Origin of the sequence: Pseudomonas fluorescens, from assembly GCF_003732425.1 — a bacterium.
Taxonomy (GTDB): Bacteria; Pseudomonadota; Gammaproteobacteria; order Pseudomonadales; family Pseudomonadaceae; genus Aquipseudomonas; species Aquipseudomonas fluorescens_BE.
Genome location: NZ_MOBX01000015.1, coordinates 84,409 through 97,997, shown reverse-complemented (window position 1 = coordinate 97,997; position 13,589 = coordinate 84,409). Strand labels below are relative to the sequence as shown.

Sequence of the window (13,589 nt, the reverse complement as noted above, 5' to 3'; positions counted from 1 at the left end):
GCCTGCTAGCGATTGGGGGCGACGCGGTCTAGCGGCGAACCTGCTTCAGAGTTTCGGCAATCAAAAACGCCAGCTCCAGAGACTGATCGGCATTCATCCGCGGATCACAATGCGTGTGATAGCGGTCCGACAAGCCATCTTCGGTAATCGGCCGCGCGCCACCGATGCATTCGGTGACGTTCTGCCCGGTCATCTCGATGTGAATGCCGCCGGCATAACTGCCTTCCGCTTCGTGCACCTGGAAGAACTGCTTCACCTCGCCAAGGATCTGTGCAAAGTCGCGGGTCTTGTAGCCGCTGCTGGCCTTGATGGTGTTGCCGTGCATCGGGTCGGAGCTCCACAGCACTTGCTTGCCTTCACGCTGCACCGCGCGGATCAGCGCCGGCAGGTGATCGCCAACCTTGTTCGCACCCATACGCGCAATCAGGTTCAGGCGCCCCGGATCGTTGTCCGGATTGAGCACGTCGATCAGGCGGATCAGGTCATCGGGATCCATGCTCGGGCCGACTTTGACGCCGATCGGGTTATTCACGCCACGGAGGAATTCGACGTGCGCGCCGTCAAGCTGACGGGTGCGGTCGCCGATCCACAGCATGTGCGCCGAGCAATCGTAGTAATCGTTGGTCAGGCTATCGCGGCGCACGAAGGCTTCTTCGTAATTCAGTAGCAGCGCTTCGTGGGCGGTGAAGAAACTGGTTTCGCGCAGTTGCGGCGAACTGTCCATGCCGCAGGCGCGCATGAACGCCAGGGTTTCATCGATACGGTCGGCGAGGTGGCTGTACTTCTCGGCCAGCGCCGAGTTGGCGATGAAGTCCAGGTTCCACTTGTGCACCTGATGCAGGTCGGCAAAGCCGCCCTGAGCGAAGGCGCGCAGCAGGTTCAACGTTGCGGTGGACTGGTGATAGGACTGCAGCAGGCGCTCTGGATCCGGCACGCGGCTCTTTTCATCGAAGCCGATGCCGTTGACGATGTCGCCCCGGTAGGCCGGCAGCGTCACGCCGCCGATGGTCTCGTCGTTGGCTGAGCGCGGCTTGGCGAACTGACCGGCCATGCGCCCGACCTTGACCACCGGGCAGCCGGCGGCAAAGGTCATGACGATCGCCATTTGCAGCAACACTTTGAAGGTGTCGCGAATCTTTGCCGCAGAGAATTCGGCAAAGCTTTCCGCGCAATCGCCGCCCTGCAGCAGGAACGCCCGGCCCTGGGTCACTTCGGCAAACTGTCGGCGCAGCTCACGCGCTTCGCCGGCAAACACCAGTGGCGGATAACTGGCCAGCGTCTGCTCGACCTGGCGCAGGTGCGCTGCGTCGGGGTATTGGGGTTGTTGCTGGATCGGCAGGGCGCGCCAGCTGTCAGGGCTCCACGGTTGGCTCATCACGGTCTCTAATTGGTTCTACGCACGGGAAGCCCATGGTAGCAGCAATTAGTGCGTGACCTGCTCCCGCCCCATCACCGACAATCGCCGCTTTGCCACGGCACCGCAGCGGTGCCATCGCGTCACCGCGCCCGGTGACCATCAGGAGACGAAATGACTGAGGAGCGCGTCGAGCATCTGCTCGCCGAAGTACAGGATGAGTTCGGCGTGATTCGCGTGCTGGAAGTGGCCGATTACCGCTTTCTGGAGTTCGGCGATGCGATCGAGCAGAGCTGCGTGTTCACCGCAGACCCGAGCTGGCTCGAATACGATTACACCCGGGCGATGCTGATCGGTGCGTTGTGCCATGAGCAGCCAGAGAGCGCACTGTTTCTCGGGCTCGGCGCCGGTACATTGACTCAGGCCTGCCTCAAGTTTCTGCCGCTGGAAGATGTCGAGGCCATTGAACTGCGCCCGGATGTGCCGCGCCTGGCCATCGAATACCTCGGGCTGGACGATGATCCACGGCTGTACATCCGTGTTGGCGATGCGCTGGAGTTACTGCCGACAGCCGAGCCTGCAGATCTGATTTTTGTCGACCTGTATACCGACGTCGGGCCGGGCGTCGGGCATCTGGCCTGGAGTTTTCTCGGCGACTGCCAGAAACGCCTGAATCCGGGTGGCTGGCTGGTGATCAATCAGTGGGCCACCGATGATGGCAAGCCGTTGGGCGCCGCGTTGTTGCGCGGGCTCTATCACCGGCATTACTGGGAATTACCGGTGAAGGAGGGCAACGTGATTCTGATTGTGCCGGCGGACCTCGATCAAGCGCTGGACATACAGGCGCTGACGGCGCGCGCCGAAGCGCTGGCGCCGCGGTTGGGATATTCGTTGCAGTCGTTGATCAACAGCATTCGCCCGGCCACCTGAGGCATCTGTGATGGCCCCTTCGCGAGCAGGCTCGCTCCCACATTGGAATGCATTTTCCCTGTGGGAGCGAGCCTGATAACCTGCGAAAATTTCAGATCCCTTTGAAGATCCCGGGTCGCCGCTCCACCAATGAGCGCACACCTTCCTTGGCATCCTCACTGGCCAACAATTTCTTCACCAGTGCCGGCAATCCCTGCGCCGCCGCCGTCTCACCCTCATACCTTGCCTGCCGCGCTGACATCAACGTCGCCTGCACCCCCAGCGGCGCCTGCCGGGCAATCCGTTCCGCCAATTCAATCGCCCTTGGCAGCAGGTCTTCACTGGCCATCACTTCCTGCACCAATCCCAGGTGCAACGCATCGTGGGCATCAAACTCATCGCCGGTCAGTAACCAGCGCATCGCGTTGCCCCATCCCGCCACCTGATGAAAACGTAAAGTCGCGCCACCAAAAGGAAAAATCCCACGCTGCACTTCCATTTGCGCGAAGCGGGTATTGCTCGCACAGAGGTTGATATCCGCCGCCAGCATCAACTCGATGCCGACGGTCAGGCAGTAACCCTGCGCGGCGACAATCACCGGTTTGCTCACCCGTGGCCCGACGAAAACTCCCCAAGGATCGCAACCGCCGGTCGGAACCTGCCAGCCTTGCGCCAAAGCCGAGCTGGCATTCACCAGATCCAGACCGGCGGTGAAGTGTTCGCCGTGGCCGAACACCACCGCCACCCGCGCCTCGCTGTCGGCCTCGAACTCGCCGTAGGCCAGGCTCAGCTCGTTGAGCAGGTCGAGGTCGAACGCATTGCGTTTGGCCGCTCGATCAAGGCCAATCAGGTGGACGTGACCACGACGTTCACGGCTGACGCGGCCGGGGCAGGGCTGATTCATGGCGAAATCCTCGGGCGGGAAGGGGCGGGTGCAGCGACGGCATGCCGCACATCGGTGAATCGTTTAAGCGTCATCGCCCGCAGGGTCGGGCCTTTGAAAAATAGACCTTGGCGCGATTATCCGCAAAACCCCGTTACACAGCGGTGACACACGCATTCAGCCGATAAAAAAAGCTCCCTTTTTGGGCAAAATCCGGTATAGTGCGCGCCGGCCTTTAACCGGGCCGCGTTTAGGTAGCGCAATTTCCCGAAGTCAGCTTCGGCTGCACGTCCGCATTGCGGGCTCTTCCCGGACGATTCTTTTTTTCATTCATTCGTTTTCGCAAATCCCCGCCGACAAAGCTGCCAGGGCGACTCTTGAGTCTCAACACGGCATGCGCAGCTTTGGAGCATGGGTCTTTGCGGATGCACTTAGAGGCAGACCCATGACCCAGGAAACCGGCGGATTCGCCGCTTTTAATCTTAACCCGAATATTCTTGCAGCCGTCGCAGCGACCGGCTACGAAGAGCCTTCGGCGATTCAGCAGCAATCGATCCCGATCATCATGGCCGGCCAGGACATGATTGGCCAGGCGCAAACCGGTACCGGTAAAACCGCCGCGTTCGCACTGCCTATCCTGCACCGCATCGATCCTGCCAAGCGCGAACCGCAAGCCCTGATCCTGGCGCCAACTCGTGAGTTGGCGCTGCAAGTAGCAACCGCTTTCGAAACCTACGCCAAGCAAATGCCGGGCGTTACTGTTGTGGCCGTTTACGGCGGCGCGCCGATGGGCCCGCAACTGAAAGCAATCCGTAATGGCGCGCAGATTGTTGTCGCCACTCCGGGCCGTCTGTGCGACCACCTGCGTCGTGACGAAAAAGTTCTGTCGACCGTGAACCACCTGGTTCTCGACGAAGCTGACGAAATGTTGAAGCTGGGCTTCATGGATGACCTGGAAGTCATCTTCAAGGCTTTGCCACCTACCCGTCAGACCGTATTGTTCTCGGCCACCCTGCCGCAGTCGATCCGCGCCATTGCCGAACGCCATCTGCGCGATCCGCAACACGTGAAGATCCAGACCAAGACCCAGACCGTTACCGCGATCGAGCAGGCTCACCTGTTGGTTCACGCTGACCAGAAGACCTCCGCCGTTCTCAGCTTGCTGGAAGTGGAAGACTTCGACGCGCTGATCATGTTCGTGCGCACCAAGCAAGCGACCCTGGATCTGGCCAGTGCCCTCGACGCCAAAGGCTACAAAGCCGCGGCGCTGAACGGCGACATCGCCCAGAACCAGCGTGAGCGCGTGATCGACTCGCTGAAAGATGGCCGTCTGGACATCGTTGTCGCGACCGACGTTGCTGCCCGTGGTCTGGACGTTCCGCGTATCACTCACGTGTTCAACGTTGACATGCCGTACGATCCGGAATCCTACGTTCACCGTATCGGCCGTACCGGCCGTGCCGGTCGCGAAGGTCGTGCCCTGCTGCTGGTGACTCCACGTGAGCGCCGCATGCTGCAAGTGATCGAGCGTGTCACCGGTCAGAAAGTCGCTGAAGTTCGCCTGCCGGACGCTCAAGCCGTTCTCGATGCACGCATCAAGAAGCTGACCAACAGCCTGTCGCCGCTGGTCGCTGATGCTGAATCGACTCACGGTGAACTGCTCGATCGTCTGACTGCAGACATCGGCTGCACCCCGCGTGCTCTGGCTGCTGCGCTGCTGCGCAAAGCCACCAACGGTCAAGCGTTGAACCTGGCAGCGATCGAGAAGGAGCGTCCACTGGTGCCGAACAACGCACCGCGTGGCGACCGTCCTGAGCGCACGGGTGATCGTCCTGATCGTGGTGACCGCGAGCGTCGCGCGCCAATGCCTTTGGGCGAAGGCCGTGCTCGTTGCCGTACCGCGCTGGGTGCGCGTGACGGTATCGCTGCGAAGAACCTGCTGGGCGCCATCCTCAACGAAGGCGGTCTGGCCCGTGAAGCGATCGGTCGCATCCAGGTGCGTGACAGCTTCAGCCTCGTCGAGCTGCCGGAAGATGGTCTGGACAAACTCCTGACCAAACTGAAGGACACTCGCGTTGCCGGTAAGCAGCTGAAACTGCGTCGCTACCGCGAAGATTGATCCGCCCTTGGGCTGATTGATCGAACATAAAAAATCCCCGACTGGTTCGGGGATTTTTTTTGCCTGCTTTTCAAGATCAAAAGACCGCAGCCTGCGGCAGCTCCTACATGTTGCAATCTGTTCACCTGTAGGAGCTGCCGAAGGCTGCGATCTTTTGCTTTTGCTTCTAGCCGAAGCGATAAATATCCATGCCCAGCGCACCCATCGTGAATCCCTGATGCGCCACGCTGAACTCACCGCCCGCACCCCGGGCAAAATACAGCGGCAACAAATGCTCATCACTCGGATGGCTGCGCACCGCATGTGGCGCCTGCCGGCGATAGTCATGCAGCGCCGCCTCATCGTCGGCCGCCAGTTTCTCGATCACCCAGTCACGGAAGTCCCGTGCCCACGGCTCAACACTTTCCGGGCCAGCGTGCCAGTCCAGTTCGCCCAGGTTGTGGGTGATGCTGCCAGAGCCGATCAGCAAAATACCCTGATCACGCAGGCTCGCCAGTGCCCGCCCGACCCGGGTTTGCAGTGCCGGACCAGCGCGGCTCGGCAGCGAAACCTGCACCACTGGAATATCCGCCTGCGGGTACATCAGCGACAACGGTACCCAGGCACCGTGATCGAACGGGCGGTGCGGATCGAGGCGGGCAGGCAGGTTGTTGGCTGTCAACAAATCAGCCACTTCGGCAGCCAGCGGCGGATTGCCCGGCGCCGGGTATTGCACTTCAAACAGTGCGCGAGGAAACCCGCCGAAGTCGTGCCAGGTTTCCGGTTGCGCATGGCTGCTGACCAGCAGTTCTTGGCTTTCCCAGTGCGCGGAGACGATGACGATGGCTTTGGGTTTCGGTAATTCGGCGGCCAGACGAGCCAGCGCCGGGCCACTGGCGCCGGGCTCCAGTGCCAACATGGGTGAACCATGGGAAATGAACAGGCTGGGCAACATGATGGGTTCCTGAGCGTTAAGATGGTTTCATCTTCAGTCAGATCACTGATCTAAATCTAATATAAGTTTTAACGCTTTCTTATCGAATTATTGGGAGTGATCCATGCAGCCTGAGTTTTGGCACAAGAAATGGGCGTCGGGCCAGATCGGTTTCCATCTGCCTGAGGTGAACCCCTATTTGCAGCGGCACTGGGCGGATTTGGCGCTGCCGACAACCGCGCGGGTGCTCGTGCCTCTGTGCGGAAAAAGTCTGGATTTGGCGTGGCTGGCCGGGCGCGGTCATCAGGTGCTCGGGATCGAACTGTCGGAAAAGGCTATCGAGGACTTTTTCAGTGAGCATCAGATTGAGCCCCAGATCAGTCAGAAGGGCGCATTCAAGGTCTATCGTGGTGACACCATCGAGTTGTGGTGCGGCGATTTCTTTGCGCTGACCGCCGCCGATGTGGCCGATTGCACCGCGTTGTACGACCGCGCCGCGCTGATTGCCTTGCCGGCGCCGATGCGTGAGCGTTATGCGGCGCATCTTCAGCAGATTCTGCCGCTGGCTGTGCAAGGGTTGTTGATTACGCTGGATTACGATCAGGCGCAGATGCCGGGGCCGCCGTTTGCGGTGGGGGATGATGAAGTAAAGCGGTTGCTGGGAGATCTCTGGCAGGTGCAGGCGCTGGAAGAGCAGGATGTGCTGGGGGAGGGCGGGAAGTTCCTTCAGGCTGGCGTGACGCGGCTGGAGGAGCGGGTTTATCGGGTTTCTTCTCTCTAAGTTGTGTTGGATGTTCCTGCCTCATCGCGAGCAGGCTCACTCCTACAATGATGGGTGCTGAATCACAGATTGTGTGACCTCCACAAAACCTTGTAGGAGTGAGCCTGCTCGCGATGAGGCTAGCCAGAACAACCTGAGTTCAAGCCATCGAAAAAGGCCCCGCATCACTGCGGGGCCTTTTTCATTTTTACGCCGATTGGATCAGCCGCGACGACGCAGGGCGTCGATACGCTCTTCCAGCGGCGGGTGGCTCATGAACATACGGGCAAAGCCCTGTTTGATGCCACCGTTGATGCCGAAGGCGTTCAGGGTGTCCGGCATGTGCACCGGCAGGCCTTGCTCGGCGCGCAGGCGTTGCAGTGCGCCGATCATCGCGCTGGTGCCGGCCAGCCGTGCACCGGCTTCGTCGGCACGGAATTCGCGCTTGCGCGAGAACCACATGACGATCGCACTGGCGAGAATGCCCAGTACCAGTTCGGCGAAAATGGTCGCCACGTAGTAGGCGATGCCCTGACCTTCTTCGTTCTTGAAAATGACCTTGTCGACGAAGTTGCCGATGATCCGCGCGAAGAACATCACGAAGGTGTTCACTACACCCTGGATCAGCGCCAGGGTGACCATGTCGCCGTTGGCGACGTGGCCGATTTCGTGGGCCAGTACGGCTTTCACTTCATCGGGCGAAAAACGCTCGAGCAGGCCTTGGCTGACCGCGACCAGCGCGTCGTTCTTGTTCCAGCCGGTGGCGAAGGCGTTTGCTTCGTAAGCCGGGAAAATACCGACTTCGGGCATCTTGATCCCGGCTTCGCGGGACAGTTGCTCGACGGTTTGCAGCAGCCATTGCTCATGCCGGGTCCGTGGCTGGCTGATGATCTGGGTGCCAGTGCTCATCTTCGCCATCCACTTGGAGATGAACAGCGAGAACAGCGAGCCGGCGAAACCAAAGACTGCACAGAAAACCAGCAGCTGACTAAGGTCGAGATCAACCCCGTTGGCCGCCATGAACCCGTTGAAGCCAAAAAGGCTCAGGGTGATGCTGGCTATCAGCACGACCGCCAGGTTAGTGGCCAAAAACAGCAGGATGCGCATCATGGTTGTAGAAATCTCCTCAAGCTAAAGATGTAGCGTACTGCGGGGTATATAAGGTGCTGCACCGGGCTATTCAACTGAGTGACTATTTCAAACTGTGTCCTACAGCGAATTCTTCGGTGCCCGGCACTTTTCCCACGACAGATAACGATAGGGATGATGGTCAGCCGCGACCCGTCGCCATTACGCCGGGCGCAGGTAAACGGTACGAATCGCAAGTGTAGAAGGCGTGCGCGGACGCGGAACGCAGAAGTGTTGCTGAATCAGACAGTGCGCAACGGTTGCCCGTTGCGCACTGCTGGCCAGTTACTGGCGGTAGGACTTGAGGAAGTTGCCGATACGGCCGATGGCCATTTCTAGATCGTCGACGCGGGGCAGGGTGACGACGCGGAAGTGATCCGGCCACGGCCAGTTGAACGCCGTGCCTTGCACCACCAGCAACTTCTCGGAGAGCAGCAGGTCGAGGACGAATTTCTCGTCGTTGTGGATCGGGCAGACCTTCGGGTCGATTTTCGGGAACGCATACAGCGCGCCCATCGGCTTGACGCAGCTCACGCCCGGAATGTCGTTGAGCAGTTCCCAGGTGCGGTTACGCTGTTCCAGCAGGCGACCCTGTGGCAGCACCAGGTCGTTGATACTCTGATAGCCACCCAGTGCGGTCTGGATCGCATGCTGGCTCGGCACGTTGGCGCACAGGCGCATGTTGGCCAGCATGTCGATGCCTTCGATGTAGCTCTGGGCATTGTGTTTCGGGCCGGAGATGGCGATCCAGCCGGAGCGGAAACCCGCCACACGGTAGGACTTCGACAGACCGTTGAAGGTCAGGCACAGCAGGTCCGGGGCCAGCGACGCGGTGCAGATATGCACGGCATCGTCGTACAGAATCTTGTCGTAGATCTCGTCGGAGAACACCACCAGGTTGTGCGCACGGGCGATTTCCAGCATGCCCAGCAACACTTCCTTCGAATACACCGCGCCGGTCGGGTTGTTCGGGTTGATGATCACCATGGCTTTGGTGTTCGGGGTGATCTTGGCCTTGATGTCAGCCAGATCCGGGAACCAGTCGGCGCCTTCGTCGCACAGGTAATGCACGGCGTTACCGCCAGCGAGGCTGACGGCGGCAGTCCACAGCGGATAGTCCGGAGCTGGCACCAGCACTTCGTCGCCGTTGTTGAGCAGCGCCTGCAGCGACATCACGATCAGTTCGGAAACGCCGTTGCCCAGGTAGATGTCTTCGATGCCGACACCTTCCACATTCTTTTGCTGGTAGTACTGCATCACCGCTTTGCGCGCGCTGAACAGGCCTTTGGAGTCGCTGTAGCCTTGCGCGGTCGGCAGGTTGCGGATCACATCCTGAAGAATTTCGTCCGGCGCTTCGAAACCAAACGGCGCCGGGTTGCCGATGTTCAGCTTGAGGATGCGCTGGCCTTCCTCTTCCAGTCGTTTGGCGTGCTTGAGCACCGGGCCGCGAATGTCGTAGCAGACGTTGGCGAGCTTGTTCGATTTGCTGAACTGCATGGCGATGTGATCCCGAAAATGAACGATCCAGGCGGCGGGTGGACAACCGTACTGGGATTCCTGCGTCTTCACACAGGCGGACGTCTTGAGCCGTGGCTCCCATAATCCGTTTGAATGCGCCCGGTCTGGCTGCCAGACTGGTGCGTGACGAGGCGCAATCATACGTGCCGCCCGATCCGTGGAAAAGGTACAGATCGGGCTTTTTCAGCCGCTGAGGTGTGATGATGGAAAAGTTGGAAAAAACCCTGGAAGAATGGCGGGCGATGCTCGACCCTGAGCAGTACAACGTTTGTCGTCTGAGTGCGACCGAGCGCCCGTTCTCCGGCAAATACAACGACACCAAGACCGATGGTGTCTACCACTGCGTCTGCTGCAACGAGCCGTTGTTCGATTCCAAGACCAAATTCGACTCCGGCTGCGGCTGGCCAAGCTTCTACGCGCCAATTGGCGAAAGCGCGATGACCGAAATCCGTGACATCAGCCACGGCATGATCCGCACCGAGGTGAAGTGCGCGCGCTGTGATGCGCATCTGGGCCATGTGTTCCCGGACGGCCCACCGCCGACCGGCCTGCGTTATTGCATCAACTCGGTGTGTCTGAACCTCGAGCCGCGCGCATAAACGATTGAGGGCGACCTTCGGGTCGCCTTGTTTTTCGATAATTAAATTGCACACAATTCAATTGCTCGCTATTTTTGCGTCTTCTTCCCGATTTCAGAGTGCCGACTATGAGCGACAACCTGCTGAACATCCCGTGCACCACGATCAAAGGTGAGCAAAAGACCCTGGCCGATTTCGCCGGCAAAGCGGTACTGGTGGTCAACACCGCCAGCAAATGCGGTTTCACCCCGCAATACAAAGGCCTCGAAGAACTGTGGCAGACCTACAAGGATCAGGGCCTGGTGGTCCTGGGCTTCCCGTGCAATCAGTTCGGCAAGCAGGAGCCGGGTAACGAAGGCGCGATCAGCGAGTTCTGCGAGCTGAACTTCGGCGTCAGCTTCCCGCTGTTCAAGAAGATCGACGTTAACGGTGCCGACGCGCATCCGCTATTCGTGCAGCTGAAAAAACGCGCGCCGGGTCTGCTTGGCTCCCAGGGCATCAAGTGGAACTTCACCAAGTTCCTGATTGGCAAGGACGGAAAACTGGTCAAGCGTTTTGCTCCGACCACCAAGCCGCAGGAGCTGAGCGGCGAGATCGAAGCCCTGCTCAAATGAACAGCCTGCCGGTCGATTCGCTGAAGCTCGACAACCAGTTGTGCTTCAAGCTGTACGCCGCCTCTCGGGCGGTGATTCGTGCCTACAAGCCGATGCTTGATCAGCTCGGCCTGACGTACCCGCAATATCTGGCGATGCTGGTGTTGTGGGAATGGCAGGACGCCGCGCCGGAGCAACCGACGGTCAAGGCGTTGGGCGAGCGCCTGGCACTGGACTCGGGCACGCTGACGCCATTGCTCAAGCGTCTTGAGCAGTTGCAATGGGTGCAGCGCCAGCGTTCGACGCGTGACGAGCGCGAAGTGCACTTGAGTCTGACGCCGGCAGGGCAAGCCTTGCGCGAGCAGGTCGGGCCGCTCAAGGCCCGACTGCTGTGCGACAGTGGGGTCGATCTGGACCGCCTCAATGATCTGCGAGACGGCCTCGATCACTTGCTGGGGCAGATCAAAGCGCTGTCGTAGTCGGGATCCACTGATCGAGCAGGGCCGCCAGTTCTTCACGGCGGAACGGCTTGGCCAGATAGTCGCTCATGCCGGCTGCGCGGCAGCGTTCGCGTTCTTCGGACATGGCGTTGGCGGTCAGGGCGACGATGGGCAGGTGCGGCCAGCGTCCGCTCTGACGGATCTGCCGGCTGGCTTCGTAGCCGTCCATCACAGGCATGTTGCAGTCCATCAGCACCAGATCGAATTCGTGATACTCCAACTGATCCAGCGCTTCGGCACCATGGGCGGCGACGATGACCTCGCAGCCCAGTTTGCCGAGCATGCCTTTGGCCACCAGTTGATTGACCGGGTTGTCCTCGACCAGCAACACCCGCCCGCGCCGCACCGAGGGAGATGTTTCGAGCTGCGCATCGTTATTGGCGACGACATCCGGTTGCAGGGTGCGTCGCAGGTTCTGGTACAGCGCGTTACGCGCCAACGGTCGCGCCTGTTGTTGCAGGGGCGCGAGCGCGGCGGCTTCTTCGCTCGGCAGGAAACTGCCGTAGGCGGTCACCAGCAAAATCGGCGCACCGAGCGTCGGGCGCAAGCCGAACAGACACTCCGGACAATCGGTGATCACCACGTCCGGCGTCAGGCCCAGCAGCGAGTCATCGATGGTGCGCTGTTCATACGTCAGTCCCCACACCGGCAGCAGGCTCTGCAACAGTTCGGCCAAGCCACTGCTGGCGGCGGTGATGGCGAGGATTTTCCCGTGCAGCGGCGCCGGCGTCAGCGCGCGGGTGTGACACGGCAGTGGTAGCTCGGCACAGAACTGACTGCCAAACCCGGTCTCGGAACTGATGGTCAGGCGCCCCTGCATCGCTTCGCAAAGGTTGTAGGTCAGCGCCAGCCCAAGTCCGGTGCCGCCGTACTGGCGAGTGATGCCGGCGCCCGCCTGAGTGAACGGCTGGAAGATTTTCAACTGCGCATCCTGGGCGATACCTATGCCGGTGTCGCAGACCTCGATGCGCACGCCCTCCTTGTAAGTCGACAAGCGCACATCCACCCGGCCGAACCGAGTGAATTTCAGCGCGTTGGACAACAGGTTGCTGACGATCTGCCGCACGCGGGTCGGATCGCCCAGCACCAGAGCCGGAAAGTGCGGATCGATCAGGCAGGTCAGCTCGACGCTCGGCGCGGCGTTCTGCGACAGCAGGTTGGCGGTGTCTTCGATCAAGGAGCCAAGATCGAACGGGATGTGCTCAAGCTCCAGTTGCCCGGCATCGAATTTTGACAGGTCGAGAATATCGTTGAGCAACTCGACCAGCACTTTGCCCGAGTCGTGGGCGATCGACAGTTGTTGCTGCTGTTCGGCATTCAACGGGCCGTCGAGTGACAGTGCGATCATCCCCAACAGGCCGTTGAGCGGCGTGCGGATCTCATGGCTCATGTTGGCGAGGAACGCCGAACGGGCCTCGGCCATTTCCAGGGCGGTGCTGCGGGCGACTTCGAGTTCCTGATTGGACTGGCTGAGTCTGGCATTGATTGCCTTGAGCTCAGCTGTGCGTGCCGAGACGATATTTTCCAGTTGCCCGAGGTAGTCGGTCAGGCGGTTTTCGGCGTTGCGTCGCTGCTGGATCTCGGTGGCAATGTTTTCGAATTGTTGATTGGCGACTTTGACCAGCACGCCGATTTCATCGTTGCCGTGGCCGGACGGGCACTCCAGGGTGGTTGGCTCGGCGCTGCGCGGGTCGCGCCCGCTGAGTTCGCGGATCACCCGCACCAGCGGTTTGGTCAGCATCACATAGAACAGCGCCAACAGGATGCCGGTGAGAATCAGGCTGCGGGCGAACCCATTGAGCAGGGTCACTTCGGCGCGGCGCAGGAAGCGGCTGCCGAAGGCATAGGTGTCGACCTCAAGGCTCAACACGCCCAGCGATTCGTTGGGCAGATGATCCAGATACAGACGATCCTCGAACTGGCGCTTGGCGCCAAACAGGAAGTCACTGATTACCCGATAGCCGCTTTGCAGTTCCGGACGTTTGACGCTGGCCAGCACCGTATTGTTGTTGTCGATCAGTTGCGCAGAAATGATCGCCGGTGAGCGCAACAGGCCCAGGGTCAGTTCCTGCGCCAGTTCGGCGTCGATGTTGTAGGCGATCCGTGAGGCCGGGTTGTGGCTGATTTCCAGCAACGACAGGATTTCACGGTTGATGGAGGCGTCTTCACTGGCATAATCGATGCCGATTTGCAGCAGGCTGAGCAGCGTGCCCAGAATGAACCCGACCAGCACGGTGAGCCTGGCTTGCTTGTAAGACAGCCGGTGGGTGAATTTGATATCCATGGGGTGTTGAACCACTTCCGTTTCCCTTCGCTGCTCAAGCATAGTCGATC

At 60.3% G+C, this 13,589-nt stretch carries 12 protein-coding genes; 6 read left to right on the top strand and 6 right to left on the bottom strand.

From position 1 onward, the window contains the following. Window positions 1–28: 28 nt before the first annotated feature. A complete protein-coding gene (locus BK670_RS22365) occupies window positions 29–1,375 on the bottom strand; it encodes a class II 3-deoxy-7-phosphoheptulonate synthase (RefSeq protein WP_095182202.1) in 1,347 nt (448 codons plus the stop codon). A gap of 153 nt (window positions 1,376–1,528) precedes the next feature. Here BK670_RS22365 and BK670_RS22360 point away from each other — a divergent pair, with 153 nt between their 5' ends. Then, entirely contained in the window at window positions 1,529–2,284 is a 756-nt protein-coding gene (locus BK670_RS22360; RefSeq protein ID WP_123453011.1) for a spermidine synthase, read from the top strand. A gap of 91 nt (window positions 2,285–2,375) precedes the next feature. On the opposite strand, the gene BK670_RS22355 is transcribed toward BK670_RS22360, so the two are convergent. Then, a complete protein-coding gene (locus BK670_RS22355; protein ID WP_123453009.1) occupies window positions 2,376–3,167 on the bottom strand; it encodes a crotonase/enoyl-CoA hydratase family protein in 792 nt (263 codons plus the stop codon). 424 nt (window positions 3,168–3,591) lie between these two features. Here BK670_RS22355 and BK670_RS22350 point away from each other — a divergent pair, with 424 nt between their 5' ends. Continuing rightward, complete coding sequence (locus BK670_RS22350) at window positions 3,592–5,265, top strand: DEAD/DEAH box helicase (RefSeq protein ID WP_123453007.1); 1,674 nt, start codon at window positions 3,592–3,594, stop codon at window positions 5,263–5,265. A 166-nt stretch (window positions 5,266–5,431) separates the two neighbouring features. Here BK670_RS22350 and BK670_RS22345 read toward each other — a convergent pair whose 3' ends face one another. After that, a complete protein-coding gene (locus tag BK670_RS22345) occupies window positions 5,432–6,199 on the bottom strand; it encodes a DODA-type extradiol aromatic ring-opening family dioxygenase (protein WP_123453005.1) in 768 nt (255 codons plus the stop codon). Between the two features lie 103 nt (window positions 6,200–6,302). Here BK670_RS22345 and BK670_RS22340 point away from each other — a divergent pair, with 103 nt between their 5' ends. Continuing rightward, window positions 6,303–6,959 carry a thiopurine S-methyltransferase gene (locus BK670_RS22340; RefSeq protein ID WP_123453003.1) on the top strand — a complete coding sequence of 219 codons (657 nt, stop codon included), beginning with the start codon at window positions 6,303–6,305 and terminating at the stop codon, window positions 6,957–6,959. Window positions 6,960–7,160: 201 nt separating this feature from the next. Here BK670_RS22340 and htpX read toward each other — a convergent pair whose 3' ends face one another. Beyond that, on the bottom strand, window positions 7,161–8,048 hold the full coding sequence (htpX, locus tag BK670_RS22335) for a protease HtpX (protein ID WP_007908619.1): 888 nt from the start codon (window positions 8,046–8,048) through the stop codon (window positions 7,161–7,163). Window positions 8,049–8,351: 303 nt separating this feature from the next. After that, window positions 8,352–9,563, bottom strand: a complete 1,212-nt coding sequence (locus tag BK670_RS22330) for a pyridoxal phosphate-dependent aminotransferase (protein WP_007908620.1) — start codon at window positions 9,561–9,563, stop codon at window positions 8,352–8,354. A gap of 224 nt (window positions 9,564–9,787) precedes the next feature. Between BK670_RS22330 and msrB the strand changes: the two genes are divergently transcribed. The 3 genes from msrB (at window position 9,788) to BK670_RS22315 (ending at window position 11,234) form a co-directional block, all read left to right on the top strand. After that, window positions 9,788–10,183 (top strand): peptide-methionine (R)-S-oxide reductase MsrB, encoded by a 396-nt coding sequence (msrB, locus tag BK670_RS22325; protein WP_123453001.1) that lies wholly within the window; start codon window positions 9,788–9,790, stop codon window positions 10,181–10,183. A 107-nt stretch (window positions 10,184–10,290) separates the two neighbouring features. Beyond that, window positions 10,291–10,776 carry a glutathione peroxidase gene (locus BK670_RS22320; RefSeq protein WP_007908624.1) on the top strand — a complete coding sequence of 162 codons (486 nt, stop codon included), beginning with the start codon at window positions 10,291–10,293 and terminating at the stop codon, window positions 10,774–10,776. Then, the gene (locus tag BK670_RS22315) at window positions 10,773–11,234 is read left to right on the top strand and encodes a MarR family winged helix-turn-helix transcriptional regulator (RefSeq protein ID WP_123452999.1); all 462 of its coding nucleotides are present in this window, start codon (window positions 10,773–10,775) and stop codon (window positions 11,232–11,234) included. The genes BK670_RS22320 and BK670_RS22315 overlap by 4 nt, the downstream gene beginning before the upstream one ends. On the opposite strand, the gene BK670_RS22310 is transcribed toward BK670_RS22315, so the two are convergent. Next, window positions 11,218–13,539, bottom strand: a complete 2,322-nt coding sequence (locus BK670_RS22310) for a hybrid sensor histidine kinase/response regulator (RefSeq protein ID WP_123452997.1) — start codon at window positions 13,537–13,539, stop codon at window positions 11,218–11,220. The two genes, BK670_RS22315 and BK670_RS22310, sit on opposite strands and share 17 nt — an antisense overlap. Window positions 13,540–13,589: the final 50 nt, after the last annotated feature.

What these genes read in the sequence shown, in the direction of transcription:
- htpX (WP_007908619.1), bottom strand. Translation starts at nt 8,048, where the DNA reads ATGATGCGCATCCTGCTGTTTTTGGCCACTAACCTGGCGGTCGTGCTG.
- BK670_RS22355 (WP_123453009.1), bottom strand. Translation starts at nt 3,167, where the DNA reads ATGAATCAGCCCTGCCCCGGCCGCGTCAGCCGTGAACGTCGTGGTCAC.
- msrB (WP_123453001.1), top strand. Translation starts at nt 9,788, where the DNA reads ATGGAAAAGTTGGAAAAAACCCTGGAAGAATGGCGGGCGATGCTCGAC.
- BK670_RS22315 (WP_123452999.1), top strand. Translation starts at nt 10,773, where the DNA reads ATGAACAGCCTGCCGGTCGATTCGCTGAAGCTCGACAACCAGTTGTGC.
- BK670_RS22350 (WP_123453007.1), top strand. Translation starts at nt 3,592, where the DNA reads ATGACCCAGGAAACCGGCGGATTCGCCGCTTTTAATCTTAACCCGAAT.
- BK670_RS22360 (WP_123453011.1), top strand. Translation starts at nt 1,529, where the DNA reads ATGACTGAGGAGCGCGTCGAGCATCTGCTCGCCGAAGTACAGGATGAG.
- BK670_RS22320 (WP_007908624.1), top strand. Translation starts at nt 10,291, where the DNA reads ATGAGCGACAACCTGCTGAACATCCCGTGCACCACGATCAAAGGTGAG.
- BK670_RS22345 (WP_123453005.1), bottom strand. Translation starts at nt 6,199, where the DNA reads ATGTTGCCCAGCCTGTTCATTTCCCATGGTTCACCCATGTTGGCACTG.
- BK670_RS22365 (WP_095182202.1), bottom strand. Translation starts at nt 1,375, where the DNA reads ATGAGCCAACCGTGGAGCCCTGACAGCTGGCGCGCCCTGCCGATCCAG.
- BK670_RS22340 (WP_123453003.1), top strand. Translation starts at nt 6,303, where the DNA reads ATGCAGCCTGAGTTTTGGCACAAGAAATGGGCGTCGGGCCAGATCGGT.
- BK670_RS22330 (WP_007908620.1), bottom strand. Translation starts at nt 9,563, where the DNA reads ATGCAGTTCAGCAAATCGAACAAGCTCGCCAACGTCTGCTACGACATT.
- BK670_RS22310 (WP_123452997.1), bottom strand. Translation starts at nt 13,539, where the DNA reads ATGGATATCAAATTCACCCACCGGCTGTCTTACAAGCAAGCCAGGCTC.